The following is a 21,870-nucleotide window of genomic DNA, read 5'->3' on the forward strand; positions in this document are numbered from 1 at the left end:
GCCTGGAGCCTGCTGGAGCGATTGCCCTGATGAAGCACCGGCGTCTGATGCGCACGATGTACGGACGTGCTCAGGATAGCTGGCAACCTGGAACCTCGGCAAGGCAGACTCGCCGTTAGTCGACCTGGACGCCCTCCGCGAGCCCCGGCTCGACCACACGCAGCCCGTCGATGGCCGCGAGTGCACGGAGTTCGGCGGGGAATTCGCTGGTACCCAAGGCCAGTACGGTCGGCCCGGCGCCGGATACCGTGGCCGCGATACCGGCCGCACGCAGGCGGGCGATCCAAGCGGTGGTCAGCGGCAGCGCGGGCGCACGCTGGGTCTGGTGCAGTCGATCTGCCGTCGCGGGCAGTAGCAAGTCGGTGCGTTGGGTCAGGGCGACGACCGCGAGTGCGGCGCGGCTGACGTTGAACGCGGCATCGCCATGCGGCACGACCTCGGGCAACAGACCGCGGGTATGCGCGGTCGATGAGCGCTCTTCGGGAATCAGCACCACCGGACGCAACGTCGGATGCGGATCCAGGCGCACCGCGCGGTAGACACGGCCGTGATCGGTCGCCGCGGCGCCGTCGGTGACGGCGTCGGCGGCGGTTTCGGTCCAGGACACCACGACTCCGCCGAGCACACTGGCCGCGGCATTGTCGGGGTGGCCTTCGAATTCCGAGGCCAGCTGCACCAATTGGTCACTGCCGGTGGCCAATGCCGGATCCAGTTTCGCGGCCAGACCGCATCCGGCAGCCAGGCCGCCGACCACGGCGGATGCCGACGAACCGAGACCGCGCGAATGCGGAATCACGTTGCGGCACACCACATCGAGACCATCGGCCCAGACGCCCGCCGCCTCCAGGCCGCGTTCGATCGCGCGCACCACGAGATGCGAAGGGCCCCATGGCACATCGTCGGCGCCCTCACCCTCCACTCGGATGGTAAGGCCGGAATCGGTAGTGCGCACCTCGATCTCGTCGTAGATGCCCAAAGCCATTCCGAGCGAATCGAATCCGGGGCCGAGATTGGCGCTGGACGCGGGCACCCGCGCGGTCACGGACAGACCTGCCGGTAGCGTCCGAGTCATCAGCTGGCTTTCGCGCGAATTCAACTCAGGCCAGCTCGAGTTCGTGGGCGACCGCGATCGGGTCGACCGGAATCGCCTGCACCTGCGGCATTCCCGCGAGCGCGTTGTCCGGATCCTTGAGACCGTTGCCTGTCACCGTGCACACGACGGTCAGACCCGAATCCAGCCAACCCTCCGCGCGCGCGGCGAGCAGGCCCGCGATGCTGGCCGCCGACGCGGGCTCGACGAATACGCCCTCGGTCGCGGCGACCAGTCGGTACGCCGCCAGGATTTCGTTATCGGTGGCGGCACGGAAGGCGCCACCGGACTGCTCCTTGGCCTCCACCGCGCCGTTCCAGGACGCGGGCGCGCCGATCCGGATGGCGGTCGCGATGGTCTCCGGATCCTTGACCGGGGCGCCGTTGACCAGCGGCGCGGCACCGGCGGCCTGCACACCGAGCATGCGCGGCAGCCCGGTGGTGATGCCGTCGGCGTAGTACTCGCGGTAACCGCGCCAGTAGGCGGTGATGTTGCCCGCATTGCCGACCGGAAGGGCGTGCACGTCGGGGGCCTTGCCCAGCACATCGCAGATCTCGAACGAGGCGGTCTTCTGCCCCTCGATGCGAGCCGGATTCACCGAATTCACCAGACCGACGGTCGGGAATTCCGCGGTGACCTTGCGCGCGAGCTCCAGACAGTCGTCGAAATTGCCGTCGACCTGGATGATCTTCGCGCCGAGCATGACCGCCTGGGCCAGCTTGCCCATGGCGATCTTGCCCTGCGGGATCAGCACGGCACAGCTCATGCCGGCGCGGGTCGCGTAGGCGGCCGCCGACGCCGAGGTGTTGCCGGTGGACGCGCACAGCACGGCCTTCTGGCCGCGGTACTTCGCGTCGGTGATGGCCATCGTCATGCCGCGGTCCTTGAAGGACCCGGTCGGATTCAGGCCCTCGACCTTGAGATAGACATCACAGCCGGTCAGCTGCGAGAGGTGCGGTGCGGGCACCAGCGGGGTGCCGCCCTCGTACAGGGTGACCGGTTCCCAGTCGGCGGCGCCCGCCAGCCGATCGCGGTAAGCGGCGATCAGCCCGGGCCACCGGGAGTGCACTCCTGCCTGTGGCGCCACGCCAGTCGTACGCCCACCCGTCGCGCGACCGCCACCCCTCATCGAATCGCTACGCGATGCAGTCGTCATTCGTTCGTGCCTTCCAATCTCAGAACGCTGGTCACGGATGTGACGGATTCCATTTCCGCCAGGGCGGCGACGGTGTCCGCGAGCGCCGACTCCGAAGCATGGTGGGTGACGACCACCAGGCGCGCACCCTCGCCGTGCCCTTCCTGACGGACGGTGGAGATGCTCACCTCATGCTTGGCGAATTCGCCCGCCACCTTGGCCAGCACCCCGGGTCGGTCTGCTACCTGCAGGTTCACGTGGTAACGCGTGGGCGTATCGCCGATCGGCGCGATCGGTAGCTCAGCATAAACCGACTCGCCCGGAGCGCGGCCACCGTAGAACTTGTTGCGCGCGGCCATCACCAGATCGCCGAGCACCGCCGAGGCCGTCGGGGCACCGCCAGCGCCCTGACCGTAGAACATCAGCCGACCGGCGTTCTCCGCCTCCACGACTACGGCGTTGAACGCACCGGTGACGGCGGCTAAAGGATGCTTGCGCGGGATGAGGGCCGGGTAGACGCGCACCGAGACACGTTCCTTGCCGCCCTCGTCCGGACCCGGTTCGCCGGGGCCAGCCGCGACTCGCTCGCAGATGGCGAGCAGTTTGACCGTGCAGTCCAGCGCGGAGGCGGTCTCCAGATCCTCGGCGGTGATCTTGGAGATGCCCTCGCGGTACACATCGGCCGCGGTCACGCGGGTGTGGAAGGCCAGCGAGGCCAGGATCGCGGCCTTCGCGGCGGCGTCGTAGCCCTCGACGTCGGCGGTCGGATCGGCCTCCGCGTAACCGAGGCGGGTGGCCTCTTTCAGGGTGATCCCGTAGTCGGCGCCGGTCTCGTCCATGGCCGAGAGGATGAAGTTGGTGGTGCCGTTGACGATGCCGACCACCTTGTTGACCCGATCGCCGGACAGCGACTGGATCAGCGGGCGCACCACCGGGATCGCGCCCGCGACGGCGGCCTCGAAGTAGAGGTCGGCGCGGTTGCGCTCGGCGGCGGCGGCGAGTTCGCCGGTGTAGTCGGCAAGCAGGGCCTTATTCGCGGTCACCACGGATTTGCCCGCGTTCAGCGCGGCCAGGATGAGGCTGCGGGCCGGATCGATGCCGCCGATGACCTCGACCACCAGATCGACATCGTCGCGGGCGACCAGCGCGTCGGCGTCGGTGGTCAGCAGTTCGGCCGGGATGCCGCGGTCGACATCCAGGTTGCGCACCGCGACACCGCGCAGCACCACCGGCGCGCCCACGCGGGCCCGCAGGTCATCGGCATGATCGCGCAGAATGCGCACCACCTCGGTGCCGACATTGCCCATCCCGAGGACCGCGACTCCGATCGGACGGTCGGTTCCCCACACGCCGAACTTCACAACGTCGGTCATGATTCCACCTCCAGGCTGAGCAGATCCGCCACCGTTTCCCGGCGCAGAATGAGTCGCGCAACGCCATCGCGCACCGCGACGACCGCCGGACGAGTCAGCTGGTTGTACCGGCTGGACATCGAATAGCAGTACGCGCCGGTCGCGGCGACGGCGACCAGGTCGCCGGGGCCGACATCGGCGGGCATCCAGGTATCGCGGATGACGATATCCCCACTCTCGCAATGCTTTCCGACGACCCGGGCGACCACGGGCGCGGCGTCGGAGGAGCGCGAAACCAGGCGGCAGTCGTAGTCGGCCTGATACAGCGCGGGGCGGATGTTGTCGCTCATACCGCCGTCGACGCTGACGTAACGTCGGCGCAGTCCGGCGTCCAGCGAGACATCCTTGATGGTGCCGACCTCGTAGAGGGTGACGGTGCCCGGTCCGGCGATGGCACGGCCCGGCTCGACGGCGATCTTCGGTTCGGGCAGACCGGCGCGGCTCGCCTCGGTCGCGACCAGCTTGCGCAGGCTCGCGGCGAAGTCGTCCAGCGGCGGCGGATCATCCTGGGGCAGATACGAAATACCAAGGCCGCCACCGAGATCCAGCGTGGCGATCTGCATGGTGCGTTCGACGCCGAACTTGTCGATGGCCTCGCGCAGCAGACCGAGCATGCGGCGCGCGGCGATCTCGAAACCATCGATTTCGAAGATCTGCGAGCCGATGTGACTGTGCAGACCGACGAGTCGGAGATTGTCGGCCTCGAAGACGCGGGCCAGCGCCTCCATGGCATCGCCGCCCGCGATCGAGAAGCCGAACTTCTGATCCTCGTGCGCGGTCGAAATGTATTCGTGGGTATGGGCTTCCACGCCGACGGTGACGCGGACGAGCACGTCCTGCACCACACCGGCGCGGCCCGCGATGGCCTCCAGGCGCTCGATCTCGATCAGCGAGTCGACCACGATATGACCGACGCCCGCCTCGACCGCGGCCGCCAGCTCGACGGCCGATTTATTGTTGCCGTGCAAGGCGATTCGGTTCGCCGGGAAGCCCGCGTGCAGCGCGATGGCCAGTTCGCCGCCGGAGCAAACGTCGAGGGAAAGGCCCTCGTCGCGGATCCAGCGGGCGATCTCACCGCACAGGAATGCCTTGGAGGCGTAGTGAACTCGCGCATCCGGACCGAAGGCGGCGACCATATCGCGGCAGCGGGAACGGAAGTCGTCCTCATCGATCACGAACAGCGGCGTGCCGAACTGCGCGGCGAGTTCGTGTACCGGTACACCGGCCAGGTGCACGACGCCCTCGGCATCGCGAGATGCGTTGCGCGGCCAGACGTTTGCGGGCAGATCGATCATCTGCTTCGGATCGCTCGGTCGCTCCGCGAGGCTGGGTGCATGCGGAATCTCTGCGTGCCGGGGACCAGCGGGGTGCGCGCTCACGACTCCACCTCGCTGACGCTCGGCTCCGCCGTGACCGCGCGAGCGGCTGTGTCTATGGTTCGCTCGCTGCGCTCGCTCACTACATTCGCTCCGGTGCACTAACGCCGAGCAGCGCGAGGCCGTTGCTCAGCACCTGACGGGTGGCATTGGCCAGGGCGAGCCTGGCGGCATTGGTCGGGGTGACGGGTTCGTCGCCGAGAGGCAGTACGCGCAGGTTCTTATTGGTCTGGAACCGGTGGTAGGCGCCGGCCAGTTCCTCCAGATACCGCGCCACGCGGTGCGGTTCGCGCAGGCTCGCGGCGCTGGCGACGGCACGCGGGTACTCGCCGATGGTGCGAATGAGTTCGCCCTCTTCGTCGGCGGTCAGCAGACCGAAATCCGGTGTCACCGTGTCGTATTCGAATTCGGCGGCATTGCGCGCGATGGACGCGGTCCTGGCGTGTGCGTATTGCACATAGTAGACCGGGTTTTCGTTGCTCTGGCTGGTCCAGAGATTCAGGTCGATATCGATGCTCGAGTTCACCGAACTGCGCACCAGCGAGTAGCGGGAGGCATCGACACCGATGGCCTCGACGAGATCGTCGAGGGTGACCACGGTGCCCGCGCGCTTGCTCATCCGCACGGCGACACCGTCTTTGACGAGATTCACCATCTGTCCGATGAGCACCTCGACGGTGGCCGGATCGTCACCGAATGCGGCCGCGGCGGCCTTCAACCGGCCGATGTAGCCGTGATGGTCCGCGCCGAGCATGTAGATGCACAGATCGAAGCCGCGCGAGCGCTTGTTCTGGAAGTAGGCGATATCACCGGCGATGTAGGCGGCATTGCCGTCGCTCTTGAGGACCACCCGGTCCTGATCGTCGCCGTATTCGGAGCTGGCGATCCACCAGGCCCCGTCCTTCTCGTAGAGATCGCCGGAGTCCTTGAGCTTGGCGACGGCCTGCTCGACCGCACCGGAGGCGAATAGCGAACTCTCGTTGAAGTACACGTCGAAGTCGGTGCCGAATTCGTGCAGCGACTCCTTGATGTGGGCGAACATCAGCTCGACGCCCTCGGCGCGGAACAGCTCCAGTTGCTCCGGCTCGGGCAGGGTGGTGGCCTCGGGATGCCCGGCGACGATCTTGGCGGCGATTTCGCCGATGTATTCGCCCGCGTAGCCGTTCTCCGGGGTCGGCGCGCCGGTGGCGGCGGCGACCAGCGACTTGGCGAAGCGGTCGATCTGCGCGCCGTGGTCGTTGAAGTAGTACTCGCGGATCACGTCGGCGCCCTGCGCGGCCAGGATACGGCCCAGCGCGTCACCGACGGAGGCCCAGCGGGTACCGCCCAGATGCACTGGACCGGTCGGATTTGCCGAGACGAATTCCAGGTTGATCCGGATGCCCTTCAGGGTGTCCGAGGTGCCGTAGGCCGCGCCCGCGGTCAGCACCTGCTGCAGGATCGCGCCCTGCGCGGAGGCGGCGAGCCGGATGTTCAGGAAGCCGGGACCAGCGACTTCGGCCTTGTCGATGGCGTCCGCGCTGCCCAGGGCCTCGGCCAGCCAGGTCGCCAACTCGCGCGGATTCGTTCCGGCCTTCTTGCCCACCTGCATGGCCACATTCGTGGCATAGTCGCCATGTTCCGGATTACGGGGGCGCTCCACGTTGACCTCGTCGGGCAGGACCGCAGGGTCGAGTCCACGTTCGACAAGCACCTTCGCCGCGGTCGCACGAAGGAGATCTGCAAGGTCAGCTGGAGTCACGACTCTCTATCCTATGGTCTGGGCAGGTGCGCGCCTCGAGTGGGCACCTCGGCGGAGCACTCCGCAACCACCCAGCACCCATGCGTCAATACATGGAAAGAGCACAGCGAGCTATGCCGAGCAGCACGAGCGCCAAATCGGCCAAGGCCGTCCGGGCCGCGGGGAAGGTCGCACCTTCGCGCAAAAAAGGTGGCGGTAGAGCTTCGACGGGCAACGGTCCGTTGAAGAAGCGCCAGATTCCGTGGCTGGTCATCGGGGCCGCCCTGGTGATCGTCGCGCTGATCGGCGCACTCGCGTTCAGCCTGGTGCCGAAATACCGGGACAGGGCCGAACTCGAGAAGTTCACGCCGAGCGCGCAGAAGAAGGATCCCTCGGATCAGATTTCCGGGGTGACCAAGAAGGATTACCCCGCGGGATTGCACGTCGCGGGCACGCAGCGCGTCGCCTATGACCAGACGCCGCCGTTCGGCGGTCCGCACGATCAGGTCTGGGCGAACTGCATGGGCGTGGTCTACAGCAAGCCGATTCGCGTGGAGAACGCGGTGCATTCGCTGGAGCACGGCGCGGTGTGGATCGCCTACAACCCCGACAAGGTCGACGCGGCGGGCATCGACACGCTGAAGAAGAAGGTCGAAGGCAAGCCGTTCACGCTGATGTCGCCGTTCCCCGGCCTGTCATCGGCGGTATCGCTGCAGTCATGGGGCCATGAACTGAAGCTGGACAGCGCCGACGACAAGCGGGTCAACGAGTTCATCAGCGCCTTGCGCCAGAACCCGTACACCTACCCCGAGGTGAACGCCAGCTGCTCGAACCCCACGTTCGACGCGAACAATCCCACGCCGTACGACCCGACGCCGCCCGGACCGGACGCGGTTCCGATGGACGGTAAGGGCCTGTCCCAGGACCGGACCGAGCTCGGCGGAGCATCCGGCGGTCTGCCCGGTATGCCCAATATCCCCGGGGTGCCGAATATCCCCGGTCTGCCCACCGGAATTCCGACCCAGCCCGCGGAAGGTCAGTAAATGACCGCCGACACCAGCATCGAACCTGACGTTGCCACCGAGTCCGAGGGTTTGGGCGCACAGGCACGGCGGCAACGCACGCCGCTGCTGGTGCTCGGCGCGATCGGCATCCTGCTCATCGGTTTCGCCGTGGGGGTGCTGGCTCGGCTGCCGCTGGACGGCAATACCGAACCCGACCCGAGCGCGGTCGATATCGGATTCAGTCAGGACATGTCGGCGCATCACGCGCAGGCCGTCGAAATGGCCGGCGTCGCGCTCATCGGTTCCACCGATAACGACGTGCGCAGGCTGGCCTACGACATTCTGACCACCCAGCAGGGCCAGATCGGCCGGATGCAGGGTTGGCTGCAATTGTGGGGTAAGCCGAATCAGAACGTCGACGGCTATATGGGCTGGATGACCGAAGAGCCCGGCCACACGCATTCCGGCGCGGGCGCCACCTCCGGCCACACCATGTCCGGCCCCGCACCTTCGATGCCGGGCATGGCGACCACCGCGGAGCTGACCGCGTTGCGCCAGACCACCGGCCCCGCGCTGGACACGATGTTCCTGCAACTGATGCTGCGCCACCACCAGGGCGGCCTCACGATGATCCAGCACGCCGCCCAGCACGCCGAAACCACCGCCGTGCGCACCCTGGCCGCCACCATGGCGACCACCCAGCAGGGCGAAGCCCAACTGATCACCACCATGCTCACCGCCCGCAACGCGACACCATTGCCGCTGAACTGACCCCGGGGTGTCGGGCCGGAAACGAAACTCCCCGGCCCGACACACTTTTTGGCGGACGCCGATCAATGCGATACGCTTGCCCCGCCCGATCGGCCGCCGCAAGCGGCACCGTTCGAGAACTATCCCGCCCTCGTAGCTCAGGGGATAGAGCGTCTGCCTCCGGAGCAGAAGGCCGCAGGTTCGAATCCTGCCGAGGGCACAGTCGGGAAGCCTCATTTCCGCAGGTCAGCTACGGTCCGTGAATCGCGAAGGACTTAGCATGAACAGAAAAACCCCAGGTCGCGTGTCGCAGGTTCGAAACCTAGGGTGCTAGCTGTCAGCTAATCACTCAGCTCAAAGCGCCCGTGAAAACAGCGTAGCCAGGTTCGCCCTTGTTCTGCAGGTCGCCCACGTGTTCGTCGACGCTGACGAGATCACCGGCGTGCTCGACTGGTCCGAGGCGGCCAAGGGCGATGCCCTGTTCGACCTCGCCACCTTGATGCTCGGGCACGAGGAGCATCTCGGCGACGTCGTCGCCGGCCACGGCACCGACGTCGACCTCGACGTGATCCGCGCGTGGTGGTCGTTGCGAAGCCTGCTGGGGTCCGCTGGCGGTCGAGCACGGCTTCGACCCGACCTCGCCAGGCTGCGAGGTCGACGTGCTGAGAACCCGGGCGATGCGAGACCAACGAGAACGAGGCATCCAGTCATGCCGCTGAGCGCGTGATGGGTGGCGGTCGAGAGCGCAGGGGGAATAGAACCGGGACCGGCTCAATATTGTTGTTTTGCAACAAGTTCAGTGAAGCGGGGCGTCGTTGATCGAAGGGGGCGGGTGTGACGGCTCGTGTCTCGATCGGTCGGGTTGTTCGGTGCGGGCGGTCGCATTGCTCGGTGTGCGTTCCCACGTTCGTGGGGTGGCGGCACTCAATCTCTGGCCGGAGTTGATGCGACGTGGGCGATTGTGCTTTCACTCGTGAGCAACCACAGTGTGGTCAGGTCGTCGATGAACTCCTCGCGCGATACGGCGATGCTGTTGTCAAGCCAGTCGACCAGGGTGCGGATGCTGCCGTTGACCAGTACCGAGGCGGTGATGTCGATCATCGGGTGGTCGGTGTGGCTGATCGCGCGGGCGTCACCGGCAAGGATCGTCACTATGCGTCGGATAGCCAGGACGCGCTGCACGGAGGCGGCCTCCGTCGCGGCCATCTCACCAAAGAAGACGCGTGCTCGTCGAGGGTCATCGACCGCGTAGTCGACCAGTTTCTCGATCATGGTGCGCACGAGTTGCGGGCGCGGGACCGACAGGTCGTCGACCACGACGAGGGTGAGGATTTCGGTGGCCAGCTCGTCGATCACGGCTGCGGCGATCGCGTCGATATCGGTGAAGCTCTCGTAGAAGTATCGCTTGATCAGTCCAGCTGACGTGCATACCCGTTCGACGTTGAGCTGACGCCAACCTTGTTCGGCCACCACGGTGATCGCCGCATCGAGCAGCACCGCGCGCCGCCGAGCGGCACGTTGCTCGCCGGATTCTCCGCCGTAGTTCTGCTTGGTCGATGCGCTCACGCGGCTGATCCTCTCGTATTGCCTTTACCTCTTGACTGATCCCCCCAAGTCTGACACCTTTTCGTATCAGTATCTCTGATACGAATTAGTATCAGACTTGAGCCGGAGGAGCATCAATGGCGATTTCCGTAACCAGGACTCTGGATGTGGGCGAGGTCGGCGAGGCCGCGAGTGCGGAGCGGCACCCGGTGGAGTGGTGGTATGTGAACGCCATGCTCGACGCGCCGGGCACACCGATCGACGGCATGACGCTGGTGGTGGCGTTCTCGAAGTTCCGGGGCGTCATCGAGGAGGGGCGGCATGTGATCGTGTCACCGGACGGCGGGATCTTCGCCGACTTCGGTACCGGGCCGCTCGCGGAGGGCACCATTCGCGGTGATTCACAGCAGCTGGATGTGCGCAACGGGCGCAACTACCTGCGTGGCGGGTACCCGGATTACAAGCTGCACGCCGAGGGCGAAGCCGCCAGTGGCGCATACATATCCGCGACGCTGACCTATGTCGCCGAGGTGGAACCCGAACGCGAGGGCTACATCGACTCACAGTTCAAGCATTGGGTTCTCTACCGGGCGCGGGTCCAGGGCAGCATCGCCATCGGATCGCATACCTACCCGGTCGGCGGGCTGGGATACATCGAGCACTTGTTCGGCACCCTGGGCTGGCTGGAACCGTATCTGGGCGAGGTGGATCCGCCGCGTTTCGTCAATGGCTGGAACTGGTACTGGTCACCCGCCGCGGGTCCGTCCGAGTTGATCGTGCAGGCGGGCGGGTTCATCACCGAGGGCGAGCCGGTACCGTTCGTGTCGGCCTCGGCCGACGGAAAGACCTACGAGCACTTCATCACCGGCACCTTCCAGACACTGGAGACCCGCCGCGTGGACGGGGTGCCGCACGCACACAAGTTCCGCCTGACTGATCGCAACGACGCGGGCACCGTCGATCTGACCTTCACCCGGCGTGACGCCGCACAGCGAGCCGTCAAGCAGGCCCCGGGTGGCAACAAGGTCGTATTCGTCACCGGCTACACCGAATTGGAAGGCACCGTGACACTCGGTGACACGACCTACGACGTGACCGGCCGGGCGTTCGGCAGCGTATTCACCGTGTCGTTGAGCCCAGTGCTGGTGCGGGCCAGGAATCTCCCACCGGCGATACGGGTGCCCATCGGCAGAACGCTGCGGATCGTGCGGCAGCTCGCAAGGCAGGGGAATTGAATCATGGCTGCTCCCACCAAGTCTCGCCCTCTCCTCGACACTGAGACCGGGCTCATCCACGTCCGCCGTCCCGCCGACGGCAGCCACCTCGAAGACGTCGCGATCCACACCGCGCCCCAGGTCGCCGACATCGCCGCGCGATTGCGCGAGGCGCAGGTCGAGTGGGAACGCATCGGCGTCAAGGCCCGCGCGAAATGGCTGCTGCGCATGCGGCAGTGGCTGCTCGACAATGAGCACCGCCTCATCGAGATCAGCCAAGAAGAAGGCGGCAAGGTCCGCAACGAGCCGCTGCTCGAGACCATCCTGATGGTCGAGGTGATCGACTACTACGCCCGCGTCGCACCGAAACTGTTGTCGCCCAAGCAGGTTCGCGGCACATCACCGCTGGTGCTGGGGAAGCGATTCACGGTCAACCGCTCCGCGTTCCCGCTGGTCGGGGTGATCGGTGCCTGGAACTTCCCGTTGCTGCTCACTTTCGGTGACGCTATCCCGGCGCTGTTCGCCGGGTCCGCGGTGCTGCTCAAGCCGTCGGAGGTGACTCCGCTCGCCGTGCGTGAACTGGTGCGCGGCTGGCAGGAGATCGGTGCGCCGCCGGTGGTGGAAGTGCTGCTCGGCGGGGGCGAGACTGGCGCGGCGCTCGTCGATGCCGTCGATTTCGTGCAGTTCACCGGGTCGGTGGCCACGGGAAAGAAGGTCGCCCAGCGTGCGGCCGAATCGGTCACGCCGGTGAGCCTGGAGCTCGGCGGCAAGGATCCGTGCCTGGTGCTCGCGGGTGCGAATCTCGAACGGGCCGCCAATTGCGCCATCTACGGCGGCTTCGCCAACAACGGTCAGGTCTGCATGGGCTTCGAGCGGGTCTACGTCGAAGCCGGCGTTTACGACGAGTTCGTCGAACGTGTTGTGTCCAAGGTGAAGTCGCTGCGCTCCGGCGTCGATGAGCACAGCGATGTGGGTGCGCTGACCTCCGCACCCCAGATCGACATTGTCGACGCGCAGGTTCAGGATGCGATCGACAAGGGCGCGAAGGTGCTGACCGGCGGCCAGCGGCTGGACCGGCCGGGCACCTGGTACGCGCCGACGGTGCTGGTCGACGTCGATCATTCGATGACCGTCATGCGCGAGGAAACCTTCGGCCCGGTGCTGCCGATCGTGCGCGTCGCCGACGCCGACGAAGCAGTGCGCCTGGCCAACGACTCCGAATTCGGGCTCAGTGCAACAGTGTTCGCTGCCGACACCAAAGCGGGCGAACGCATCGCGGCCCGACTCGAGGTCGGCGCGGTGAATATCAACGACTTCCTGGCCAACATGACGTGTGCGGAAGTGCCGCAGGGTGGGTGGAAGAACTCCGGTATCGGCTCGCGCGCCTCGGAGTACGGTCTGCTGAAATTCACTCGCACCAAGGTGGTTTCGTCCAGCTGGCTCCCAGCCATGGACAGCGAACCCAATTGGTTCCCCTACACCCCCACCCGCTGGCGCATCTTCCGCGGCGCGGCCCGATTCGTCCACGGGCGCGGTCTCGGCCGCCTCGGCATTTCCTGAATTCCCCTACCCAGAACGGAACAACGATGTCCCTGTTCACCCGTTATCCCGAGATCCGCATCGCCGGAGCAACTGTCGCCATCACCGGTGGGGCGCGCGGTATCGGCCGCGCCACCGCCGAACTGTTCGCCGCCCACGGTGCGAAGGTCGCGATCGGCGATCTCGACGAGAAGCTCGCTGAGCGCACGGCCACCGACATCGGTTCGCGGTGCCGCGCCTTCGGTCTCGATGTGGCCTCGCGAGAGTCCTTCCGCGCGTTCATCTCCGACACCGAGGCTGCACTCGGGCCGATCGATGTGCTGGTCAACAATGCCGGCATCATGCCGCTGGGAAGCTTCCTCGAGGAACCGGACAACGCCTCCACCACCCAGATCAATGTGAACTTCCTCGGCCCGATCACCGGTATGCGCGCCGTGCTGCCTGGCATGATCGGCCGCGGCTACGGGCATGTCGTCAATGTCGCGTCCCTGGCCGGGAAGATGCCGACCCCCGGCGCGGCGGTGTACAGCGGCACCAAGCATGCCGTGGTCGGGCTCAGCGCCTCGGTGCGCGACGAGGTCGCCGAATATGGTGTCAGCGTCAGCACCGTGCTGCCGAGCCTGGTGCGCACCGAACTCGGTGCGGGTGTCGCCATGCCCGGCGCGGTGACCGTCGAACCGGCCGATATCGCGGCGGCCATCCTGGATTCGGTCCGCACCCGGCGCGCGGAGATCGTCGTGCCGCGCTGGCTCGGCGCGGCCGTGGACACCGCGAACCTGCTGCCGAGTTCGCTGCTGGAAGCGGGCCGAAAGCTGGCCGGTGCCAACAGCCGAAGCTCGGAGGCCAACAAGAGCACCGACCGCGCCGATTACCTGCGCCGTATCGCCGGGCAGGTGGGCGACGCATGATCACCGCGCTGACCAAACGCGTCACCGAGGCAGTTTGTGCCGCCACCTTGCACCTGCCGGTCACCGAGCGCGAGTTGGCCACGCCGCCCCAGGACAGCGGCCTTGCCCCGGTCCGGGGCGACGGTGGCCTGCCCGTACTCGGCTATTCGCTCAACGTCTTCGATGACCAGCTCGGATTGCAGCGGGTGCTCTACCGCCGCTACGGGCCGGTGCACTGGACCAACGCCTTCGGTACCCGGTTGGTGCTTGCCGTCGGGCAGGAGGCAATCGGTGAGGTACTGGCCAACCGGGACAAGGCATTCGCGAATGCGGGTTGGAGTCGCTTCCTCGGCCCGTTCTTCCATCGCGGCATCATCCTGATGGATTCCGACGAGCACATGTACCACCGCCGCATCATGCAGCAGGCATTCACCCGGCCCCGCCTGATCGGCTACCTCGAGGAGATGAATCCGGCCATCGAACGGGCGCTCGACAGTTGGCGGCCGGGCAGCGATTTCCCCATGTACCGCAGCGGAAAGCAGCTCGCCCTCGATATCGCGACCTCGGTGTTCATGGGCGCCGAACTCGGGTCGGAGGCGGCCACCCTGCACCGGGCATTCACCGCGACCGTCGAAGGCGGGCTGGCGATGGTGCGCGCCGACATACCGGGTGGGCGCTGGCATGCCGGTCTGCAGGGCCGCGCGGTGCTGGAACGCTACTTCCGACAGCACGTGGCCGCCAAACGCGCCGCGCCGGGCAACGAGATCTTCAGCGTGCTGTGCCAGGCCCAGGACGAGACCGGGGCCAAGTTCAGCGACGACGACGTGGTCAATCACATGATCTTCCTGATGATGGCCGCCCACGACACCTCCTCCACCACCCTGGCGATGATGACCTACTTCCTCGCCAAACACCCGCAGTGGCAGGACAAAGCGCGCGCGGAAAGCCAAGCCCTGGGCAAGTCCGCGCTCGCATTCGAGGACCTGGACCGGCTCACCGTGCTCGACCTGGTGATGAAGGAATCACTGCGGATGTGCTCACCGGTCGGCACACTGGCCCGCGAAACAATCCGCGACACAGAGCTTCTCGGCCACTACATTCCCGCAGGCACCCTGGTCGGTGTCGCGGTGGCCGCCTCGCATCGGATGGAACCGTGGTGGCGGAACCCGGACACTTTCGATCCGGAGCGCTTCGCCGAACCGCGCCGCGAGGACCGCAACCACCGCACCACCTTCGCCCCGTTCGGCGCCGGAGCACACAAATGCATCGGAATGTATTTCGGCGGAATGGAAGTCAAAGCCATCCTGCATCAGATGCTGTTGCGGTTCAGCTGGAGTGTGCCCGAGGGCTATGAACCGTCCATGGGCTACAACACCGGCCCGTACCCAGCCGACGGCGTGCCGATTCGCCTCACCCCTCGTCGGATCGTGACGGCATGACCGCACCTCGATCGCAGCGTGGGCACGCCTTCGACCAGCAGGTCGCCGAGGCGCGCCCCCTGCCAGTGACCGACGACGCGCACACCGCCGCCCCACCGCTGGGTGCCGACTCGCTGATCTGGAAGTTCTACGGCGATGTCCGCGTGCAATTGTTCGGATTCCAGCGCCTGGCCTCCACCGAGAACTCCATTGCCCAACTCGCCCAAGCGGTCTCGGACCACTCGGTCATATTCGGCGACTTTCTCGGCCGCGCCAAACGCACCGCGGTGCCGGTGCTGCGGACCGTCTACGGCCCCGACCCGCACGACTGGGGCCGCACCGTCCGCGACTTCCACAAACCGATCAAGGGCACCATGCCCGACGGCTCGCGCTACCACGCGCTCAACCCTGAGCTGTTCTACTGGGCGCACGCCACCTTCATCGACCAAATCCTCTACAACACCGACACTTTCATACGTCGCCTGTCCTATGAGGAGAAGGCTCGGATCTTCGACGAGGGACAGCAGTGGTACCGGCTCTATGGCGTGAGTTGCCGCAATCAGCCCCAGACCTACGACGAATTCCTCCGGTACTGGGACGACATGCTCGACCTCATGGCCGCCAATCCTATGGTCCGATACGGCACCGGCTACATCCGCAAGGGCATCCCCGGGCCACCGCGCATCCCGCGACCGGCGTGGAAACTGCTGTCCGCTCCGATCAACGGCTACACCCGCACCATGATCGTCGGCACCCTGCCACCGCAGACCCGCGCCGCGTGCGGGCTGCCTTGGAATGACAGACGGGAACGCAGGTTTCAACGCATCGCGGCGGCCATCCGCGCCATGAATCCGGCGCTGAATCGGCTGCCGATTCGGCTGCTGTACGCGCCGTGGGCAGTCGACGGCTGGAAGCACACCGGCGTCGACCCACGCGCACTGCACAACTGATCTTCCCGAACCGAAGGAGTTTCGGCGATGGCGGTTACCTACGCCTCCACCGCGCCCACCCTGTGCGCGGCATTCCAGGACACCGTGCGGCGCAATCCCGACAAGGTCGCGGTACGCACCGTCGGCGACGATGTGACCCTTACCTTCCAGGAGTGGGGTGAACAGGTCCGACGCCTCGCAGCCGGTTTCGCCGCACTGGAGGTGCGGCGCGGGGACACGGTCGCCCTGATGATGACCAACCGGCCCGAGTTCTATCCCGTCGACGTCGCGCTGCAACATCTCGGTGCCGCACCGTTTTCCATCTACAACACCTCCGCGCCCGAGCAGATCAAATATCTGCTCGAGGATTCCGGCGCGGTGCTCGTGGTCTGCGAAGCGCAATTCGTCGCCGGGGTGATCACCGCGCTCGACGGTGACGAGGCTCGTCGCGTGGTGTGCGTGGACAGCGCACCCACCGGCTGTGTGCACCTGAATCAGGTCGCGGCCCAGGGTGATCCGGCGTTCGATTTCGAATCAGTCTGGCGCGCTGTGCAACCCGATGACGTGCTCACCCTGATCTACACCTCCGGTACCACCGGCGCGCCGAAGGGCGTGCAGCTCACCCACGCCAATATGCTCGCGATGATCGATGCCACCGAACAGCTCATCGAACCCAGCGACGAGGAACGTGTCATCTCCTTCCTGCCTTCGGCGCATGTGGCCGACCGCTGGTCGGCGCTGTACACGCTGATGGTGGTCGGTAATCAAGTCACCACGGTGTCCGATCACAAGGACTTCGCCGCCGCACTGCTCGACACCCGTCCGACGTTCTTCGGCGCGGTCCCGCAGGTCTGGCAGAAACTGAAGGCAGCTATCGAACAGCGGCTCGAAGACGTGACGGGCATGCGGGGCGCGCTCGCGCGCTGGGCCGTGCGGGTCGGCCGTGAAGCCTCCGACGCGCGGCTGGACGGTCGGCCGGTCTCGGTGACCCTGGAGACACAACGACTTCTTGCCGACACACTGATCCTCGCGAAAATTCGAAAAGCGTTGGGCCTGGCCGACGTCCGCATGGCCGTCTCCGGTGCCGCACCGATCTCGTCGGAGGTCCTGCGGTTCTTCAACGGCGTCGGTATCCCGGTCTCGGACGCCTGGGGCATGTCCGAGCTGTCGGGCATGGCCACCATGAGCCCACCGGGACAAGTCCGGCTGGGCACGGTCGGCGTAGTGGTACCCGGCGCGCGACTGCGTCTCGCCGAAGACGGTGAGGTGCTGGTCCGCGGTCCCATCGTCATGAAGGGGTACCTCGGCAAACCGGCGCAGACCGCCGACACGATCGACGCCGAAGGCTGGGTGCACAGCGGCGATATCGGCGTCCTCGACGCCGACGGCTACCTGCGCATCATCGACCGCAAGAAAGAGCTGATCATCAACGCGGGAGGCAAGAACATGTCGCCATCGAATATCGAGAACCGGATCAAGGCCCACTCACCACTCATCGGCCAAGCGGTCGCGATCGGCGACAACCGCAAATACAACGTCGCGCTCATCTGCCTGGATATCGATGCAACAATGCCGTTCGCTGAAAAACACGGTCTTGCACACGATCCCGTCGTTCTGGCCGAGGACGCCGAAATCAACGCGATCGTCGCATCCGCGATCGAGCAGGCCAACAGCGAGCTGTCGCGCATCGAGCAGATCAAGAAGTTCGTGATCGTCCCCGACTTCTGGGAACCGGGTAGCGAGTTGCTCACTCCCACAATGAAATTACGGCGCAAACCAATCGACAACCACTACGCCGCCGCCATCGAGGAACTCTATTCCGGAGGCCCACGATGAAGAGGAGATGACGGGCGCGTCAGTGGTATTGGTCGTACCGGCCGAATCCAGCCGAACAACAGGCACCACCCGTCGCTACAGCTGGTCATCCGCTTCGATAACCAGCCGCCCGCCGAAAACCGCAGGTCGTTCCCGTTCTCATGTTCGACATGCCCAGCCCCGGGCGCCATAAAGTTGGGGCCGATTGACCAGCGGCCGCAGGGCATCGCGATCCCTCAGACGGGGTACGTACCCACGATGACCAGGCGTCTCCCAGTTGCCCATGTTTTGCGTGTCCTGCCGAGGGCACTCCACTCGCGGATGGCTCATGCTCAGGAAGAGCGTGAGCCATTGCTCGTTTCGTAGTGTCTTGTGGGGGTGCAACCCCCACACCCCCACCCGGAGGGCTTCGCCCCCGGACCCCCGAGTCTGGCCGGAGGGCTTCGCCCCCGGCAAAGATTGGACATGGGTCCGAACACCTTCGGGCGCACTTCACTCGCGGATGGCTCATGCTCACGAAGAGCGTGAGCCATTGCTCGTTTCGTAGTGCCTTGTGGTCCGCCCTGTCGGCGGGCCATGGTCGCCGCGCCGGGAAGGTCACGGCTGGTTGCTCGGTGGCGGCTCGAACGTGTCGGGCCACCGTGTCTCCTCGTATTGGATTCCCGTGAGATCGGTTCGCTCGTCGATAATTGCGTCGGTCAAATCAACTTGACGGAGGTGGGCGAAGTTGAGCATCGCGCCTCGAAGATCGACTCGCCGCATGTGCGCGTGGGAGAGCTTGACGCCGACCAACACGGCACCGGTCAGATTGCAATCGTCCAGATTCGGGTCGAATAGAACCGTCTTTTCCAGGCGGACTCTACGTAGGTCTGCGCCGCTGAGGTCCAACTTGCATTTGGACCAACCGTTTTCGGGCAGTTCGTTGTCGGAGGAGTACATGGTATGCAGGTGAATAGTTTTCACGAGCGCTGAGCGAACTTTGCGGTCGTCGTCGGTTTCGGTTCGCAGGTCCCGGAGATAGGCGCAGAGTAGATCGATACAAACCTGGCGCTCGCTATCGTTGCCGAAGGCGTGCCAGTCGTCCGCGAGCGCGGCCAATGCATAGACACCCGCGAGGCGGACGGCCGTAGCGTGGTGGGCCAACTGTTCGGCGACGGTCGTATATCGAGTCCGCAAGTCGCGAGCGGTTTCCAGCTTGCGCGTCTCCGATAGCTGCTTTCCCTGCTCGGCGAGTTGCAGCTCGAGGTGCTCGGCCTGCGCTTCGAGCTGCTCGGCGAGGCGATCCTTGTCCGCGGATATCTGATCCTGGGTGCTCTTCTTCGCTGCGTCGAGCTGCGCCTCGAGCTGCGTGGCCTGCTCACCGAGTTGCTTGGTGAGGCGGGACATGTCCGCGGATATCTGATCCCGAGTGTTCCTTTCCGCTCCCCGCCGGGTGACCCACGCACCGCACAGTGCGAGGGAACCCGCGATAATCGCACCGAAACTCGCCAACAGGGTCGCTTGGCCTGGGGTGAGGTCCTTCCAGGATTGTTGATACCTGAAAAAGAAGATGATTCCCCCGATAAGAGCGACAACGACGACAAGAATTACGAGAAACAGCCCGATCCCGCGCCAGGGGATCCTGCCGCGTCGCTCACCGCCTTGATCCGGGGTCGACTCGCGTGCCCTCCTCATTCAGATGATTATCGGCGGCTTGTGATCGCGGCACAATGAGCCCGCCACACACCGTGCGAAATCCAACCGGCTACGGCAAAGAATGGACTAATCCGCTGTCGGACCAATATGCGTGTTTCGTTGATTCCCGGTGGGGGCGGGTGTGCCGGTTTCGGCGAGCCCGGTCAGCGCCTGTGGCAATGGACCCTGGTGCAGGACGCCGAGGCGTTGGGTGGCGCGGGTGAGGGCGACATAGAGTTCGGCCGCGCCGCGCGGACCGTCGGCGAGGATTCGTTCCGGTTCCACGACCAGGACGGCGTCGAACTCCAGGCCCTTGGTCTCCGATGCCGTCACCGTGCCCGGTACGCCCGGTGGCCCGATCACCACGCAGGTGCCTTCACGACCGGCTTCGTCTTGTACGAATTCCTCGATGGCAGTGGACAGTTCGTCCTCCGCTACCCGCTTGGACCACGGCTGGACACCGCACGCGCGGACGGACTCCGGCGGCTGGACCCCGGGTGCGAACTCGGCGAGCAGCGCGGCGGCGACGGTCATGATCTCCGCCGGGGTGCGGTAGTTCACCGAAAGCGACCGGTAGACCCAGCGACCGGGCACATAAGGCTCGAATATCGTGTCCCACGATGTCGCTCCGGCCACCGACCGGCGCTGGGCGAGATCGCCCACCACCGTGAAGGATCGACCCGGGCAGCGCCGCATGAGCACCCGCCAGTCCATTTCGGACAGTTCCTGAGCCTCGTCGACCACGATGTGCCGGTAGGTCCAATCCCGGTCCGCGGCAGCGCGTTCGACGAGTTCCCGGGTGTCGCGCTCGAGGAAGCGTTCGGCGAGGTCCTCGGCGTAGAGCATGTCCTGGGCGAGCAGGCCGATATCGTCGTTCAGGTCCTCGCGCTCGATGAGAGTGTCGAACACGCCGGCGGCGTACTCGGCCTCGGCCTTGCGCTCCCGCTCGGCGGCACGCGCGGCGGCCTCGTCGGCGGCCTTGTCGCGGCCCAGCAGGTCGACCAGTTCATCGAGCAGTGGCACGTCCGACACCGTCCATGCCTCGCCATCGGCACGCCACAGGGACTGGTCGGCACCAGCCGCGCGCAACCGTTCCGGGGACGAATACAGCTGTGCCAGTAGCGTTTCCGGCGTCAGTATCGGCCAGAGTTCGTCGAGCGCGACGGTGAACTGGTCGTTGTCGGCGAGTTCGGCGAGCAGATCCGTCCGCAGGTTCTCCCAGGCTTCGCGGTCCTTCCTGGTCAGCCAGCCCCGGCCGATCCGGGCTATCGCCCGTTCGGTGAGCACGTAGGTGACGACCTCGCTGAACACCGTGCGAGCCTCGTTGTGCGGCAGTCCGCTCGCCAGTGCCTCCTCCCTCGCCCACTCCGCGGTCTCGGTGTCGATCCGCACCGTGACGTCCTTCAGTTCGATCGGTACCGGATACTCCGGTACCCGCTGCCGATCGGCGATCGCCGCCGCGAGCACGTCCAGGATCTTCAGCGAGCCCTTGAGCCGCGCGGCGTCCGGGGTGTCCTCGGCGGTGACGCGCAGACCGGGCAGCAGGTCGCCGGTGGTCATGAACACCACGTTGGTCTCGCCCAGCGACGGCAGCACGCGGCCGATGTGGTTGAGGAACGCCGGGTTCGGCCCGACCACGAGCACACCGTGGCGTTCCATCCGCTCCCGCTGGGTGTAGAGCAGGTACGCGACGCGGTGCAGCGCAACCACGGTCTTCCCGGTGCCCGGGCCACCCTCGATCACCAGCACCCCCGTGTGCTCGAGCCGGATGATCCGGTCCTGTTCGGCCTGGATCGTCGCCACGATGTCGCGCATCCCGTCACCGCGCGGCGCGTTGACCGCCGCGAGCAGGGCCGCGTCCCCGCGCTCGCCACCGCCGGGGCGGCCGAGCACCTCGTCGGTGAAATCGACCACTCGACGCCCGCGCGTGTGGAACTGCCGGCGCCGACGCATGTTCTCCGGCGTCGCGGCGGTGGCGATGTAGAACGCGCGCGACGCAGGCGCTCGCCAATCGAGCAACAGCGGTTCGTACTCGTTGTCCTCGTCGAAGATGCCGATTCGGCCGATGTAGGAATGTTCGCCCGAAAGGGTGTCCAACCGGCCGAAACACAGCCCGTTGTCGGCCACGTCCAGCCGCTTGGCCTCCTTGGCCAGCGCGCGCACCTCGACATCTCGTTCCATGGGCGTCCCGCCGGTTCCCCGCAACGCCGCGGTGTACCTCCCCCGCACTCGCGCGCGCTCGGCATCGAGCCGCGTGTAGAGCCCGGCGACGTAGCTCCGCTCGGACCGCAATTCGTCTTCATACCCCTGAGTCGGCACAAACCCCTCCTTTTCCTGGCTCGACGGTCCCGCGTGGTGCACG

17 protein-coding genes and 1 tRNA gene are annotated in these 21,870 nt (G+C 66.1%); 10 read left to right on the forward strand and 8 right to left on the reverse strand.

The features are described from left to right. Positions 1–115 precede the first annotated feature (115 nt). From thrB to argS, 5 genes are all read right to left on the reverse strand, one after another. Positions 116–1,072, reverse strand: coding sequence for a homoserine kinase (gene thrB, locus ACHQ4I_RS37505; protein ID WP_420776671.1), 957 nt, complete (start codon positions 1,070–1,072; stop codon positions 116–118). Between the two features lie 25 nt (positions 1,073–1,097). Then, complete coding sequence (gene thrC, locus ACHQ4I_RS37510) at positions 1,098–2,219, reverse strand: threonine synthase (protein ID WP_420777068.1); 1,122 nt, start codon at positions 2,217–2,219, stop codon at positions 1,098–1,100. Positions 2,220–2,242: 23 nt separating this feature from the next. Beyond that, a complete protein-coding gene (locus ACHQ4I_RS37515) occupies positions 2,243–3,598 on the reverse strand; it encodes a homoserine dehydrogenase (RefSeq protein ID WP_420776672.1) in 1,356 nt (451 codons plus the stop codon). Beyond that, the gene (gene lysA / locus ACHQ4I_RS37520) at positions 3,595–5,016 is read right to left on the reverse strand and encodes a diaminopimelate decarboxylase (protein WP_420776673.1); all 1,422 of its coding nucleotides are present in this window, start codon (positions 5,014–5,016) and stop codon (positions 3,595–3,597) included. The genes ACHQ4I_RS37515 and lysA overlap by 4 nt, the downstream gene beginning before the upstream one ends. Positions 5,017–5,095: 79 nt before the next feature. Continuing rightward, a complete protein-coding gene (argS, locus tag ACHQ4I_RS37525) occupies positions 5,096–6,754 on the reverse strand; it encodes an arginine--tRNA ligase (protein WP_420776674.1) in 1,659 nt (552 codons plus the stop codon). Positions 6,755–6,867: 113 nt separating this feature from the next. Here argS and ACHQ4I_RS37530 point away from each other — a divergent pair, with 113 nt between their 5' ends. The 4 genes from ACHQ4I_RS37530 to ACHQ4I_RS37545 all read left to right on the forward strand — a co-directional run bounded on the left by ACHQ4I_RS37530 (position 6,868) and on the right by ACHQ4I_RS37545 (position 9,214). Continuing rightward, positions 6,868–7,776 carry a DUF3105 domain-containing protein gene (locus ACHQ4I_RS37530; RefSeq protein ID WP_420776675.1) on the forward strand — a complete coding sequence of 303 codons (909 nt, stop codon included), beginning with the start codon at positions 6,868–6,870 and terminating at the stop codon, positions 7,774–7,776. Then, positions 7,777–8,508 carry a DUF305 domain-containing protein gene (locus ACHQ4I_RS37535; protein WP_420776676.1) on the forward strand — a complete coding sequence of 244 codons (732 nt, stop codon included), beginning with the start codon at positions 7,777–7,779 and terminating at the stop codon, positions 8,506–8,508. Between the two features lie 126 nt (positions 8,509–8,634). Then, positions 8,635–8,707, forward strand: a tRNA-Arg gene (locus ACHQ4I_RS37540). 192 nt (positions 8,708–8,899) lie between these two features. After that, positions 8,900–9,214, forward strand: coding sequence for a protein kinase family protein (locus tag ACHQ4I_RS37545; RefSeq protein WP_420776677.1), 315 nt, complete (start codon positions 8,900–8,902; stop codon positions 9,212–9,214). Positions 9,215–9,411: 197 nt separating this feature from the next. Here ACHQ4I_RS37545 and ACHQ4I_RS37550 read toward each other — a convergent pair whose 3' ends face one another. Then, positions 9,412–10,053: a TetR/AcrR family transcriptional regulator gene (locus tag ACHQ4I_RS37550; protein ID WP_420776678.1), complete on the reverse strand. Its 642-nt coding sequence runs from the start codon at positions 10,051–10,053 to the stop codon at positions 9,412–9,414. A gap of 116 nt (positions 10,054–10,169) precedes the next feature. Here ACHQ4I_RS37550 and ACHQ4I_RS37555 point away from each other — a divergent pair, with 116 nt between their 5' ends. From ACHQ4I_RS37555 to ACHQ4I_RS37580, 6 genes are read left to right on the forward strand one after another with little or no spacing between them, the layout of a single operon-like run. Then, the gene (locus tag ACHQ4I_RS37555) at positions 10,170–11,267 is read left to right on the forward strand and encodes a hypothetical protein (protein WP_420776679.1); all 1,098 of its coding nucleotides are present in this window, start codon (positions 10,170–10,172) and stop codon (positions 11,265–11,267) included. A 3-nt stretch (positions 11,268–11,270) separates the two neighbouring features. After that, a complete protein-coding gene (locus tag ACHQ4I_RS37560; RefSeq protein WP_420776680.1) occupies positions 11,271–12,806 on the forward strand; it encodes an aldehyde dehydrogenase family protein in 1,536 nt (511 codons plus the stop codon). Between the two features lie 26 nt (positions 12,807–12,832). After that, on the forward strand, positions 12,833–13,693 hold the full coding sequence (locus ACHQ4I_RS37565; protein WP_420776681.1) for an SDR family oxidoreductase: 861 nt from the start codon (positions 12,833–12,835) through the stop codon (positions 13,691–13,693). Further along, positions 13,690–15,111: a cytochrome P450 gene (locus tag ACHQ4I_RS37570; RefSeq protein WP_420776682.1), complete on the forward strand. Its 1,422-nt coding sequence runs from the start codon at positions 13,690–13,692 to the stop codon at positions 15,109–15,111. The genes ACHQ4I_RS37565 and ACHQ4I_RS37570 overlap by 4 nt, the downstream gene beginning before the upstream one ends. Next, a complete protein-coding gene (locus ACHQ4I_RS37575; RefSeq protein WP_420776683.1) occupies positions 15,108–16,040 on the forward strand; it encodes an oxygenase MpaB family protein in 933 nt (310 codons plus the stop codon). The genes ACHQ4I_RS37570 and ACHQ4I_RS37575 overlap by 4 nt, the downstream gene beginning before the upstream one ends. A 27-nt stretch (positions 16,041–16,067) precedes the next feature. Then, entirely contained in the window at positions 16,068–17,855 is a 1,788-nt protein-coding gene (locus ACHQ4I_RS37580) for an AMP-dependent synthetase/ligase (RefSeq protein ID WP_420776684.1), read from the forward strand. A 576-nt stretch (positions 17,856–18,431) separates the two neighbouring features. Here the strand turns inward: ACHQ4I_RS37580 and ACHQ4I_RS37585 are convergent. Beyond that, complete coding sequence (locus tag ACHQ4I_RS37585) at positions 18,432–19,508, reverse strand: pentapeptide repeat-containing protein (RefSeq protein WP_420776685.1); 1,077 nt, start codon at positions 19,506–19,508, stop codon at positions 18,432–18,434. An 87-nt stretch (positions 19,509–19,595) separates the two neighbouring features. Then, on the reverse strand, positions 19,596–21,827 hold the full coding sequence (helR, locus tag ACHQ4I_RS37590; RefSeq protein WP_420776686.1) for an RNA polymerase recycling motor ATPase HelR: 2,232 nt from the start codon (positions 21,825–21,827) through the stop codon (positions 19,596–19,598). Positions 21,828–21,870: the final 43 nt, after the last annotated feature.

Source organism: Nocardia nepalensis, assembly GCF_048910785.1.
GTDB classification, from domain to species: Bacteria; Actinomycetota; Actinomycetes; order Mycobacteriales; family Mycobacteriaceae; genus Nocardia; species Nocardia nepalensis.

Bases quoted from the DNA above. Each gene is read 5' to 3' on its own strand.
- thrB (WP_420776671.1), bottom strand. From the start codon at position 1,072: ATGACTCGGACGCTACCGGCAGGTCTGTCCGTGACCGCGCGGGTGCCC.
- thrC (WP_420777068.1), bottom strand. From the start codon at position 2,219: ATGAGGGGTGGCGGTCGCGCGACGGGTGGGCGTACGACTGGCGTGGCG.
- ACHQ4I_RS37515 (WP_420776672.1), bottom strand. From the start codon at position 3,598: ATGACCGACGTTGTGAAGTTCGGCGTGTGGGGAACCGACCGTCCGATC.
- ACHQ4I_RS37530 (WP_420776675.1), top strand. From the start codon at position 6,868: ATGCCGAGCAGCACGAGCGCCAAATCGGCCAAGGCCGTCCGGGCCGCG.
- ACHQ4I_RS37535 (WP_420776676.1), top strand. From the start codon at position 7,777: ATGACCGCCGACACCAGCATCGAACCTGACGTTGCCACCGAGTCCGAG.
- ACHQ4I_RS37555 (WP_420776679.1), top strand. From the start codon at position 10,170: ATGGCGATTTCCGTAACCAGGACTCTGGATGTGGGCGAGGTCGGCGAG.
- ACHQ4I_RS37560 (WP_420776680.1), top strand. From the start codon at position 11,271: ATGGCTGCTCCCACCAAGTCTCGCCCTCTCCTCGACACTGAGACCGGG.
- ACHQ4I_RS37565 (WP_420776681.1), top strand. From the start codon at position 12,833: ATGTCCCTGTTCACCCGTTATCCCGAGATCCGCATCGCCGGAGCAACT.
- ACHQ4I_RS37570 (WP_420776682.1), top strand. From the start codon at position 13,690: ATGATCACCGCGCTGACCAAACGCGTCACCGAGGCAGTTTGTGCCGCC.
- ACHQ4I_RS37575 (WP_420776683.1), top strand. From the start codon at position 15,108: ATGACCGCACCTCGATCGCAGCGTGGGCACGCCTTCGACCAGCAGGTC.
- ACHQ4I_RS37580 (WP_420776684.1), top strand. From the start codon at position 16,068: ATGGCGGTTACCTACGCCTCCACCGCGCCCACCCTGTGCGCGGCATTC.
- ACHQ4I_RS37585 (WP_420776685.1), bottom strand. From the start codon at position 19,508: ATGAGGAGGGCACGCGAGTCGACCCCGGATCAAGGCGGTGAGCGACGC.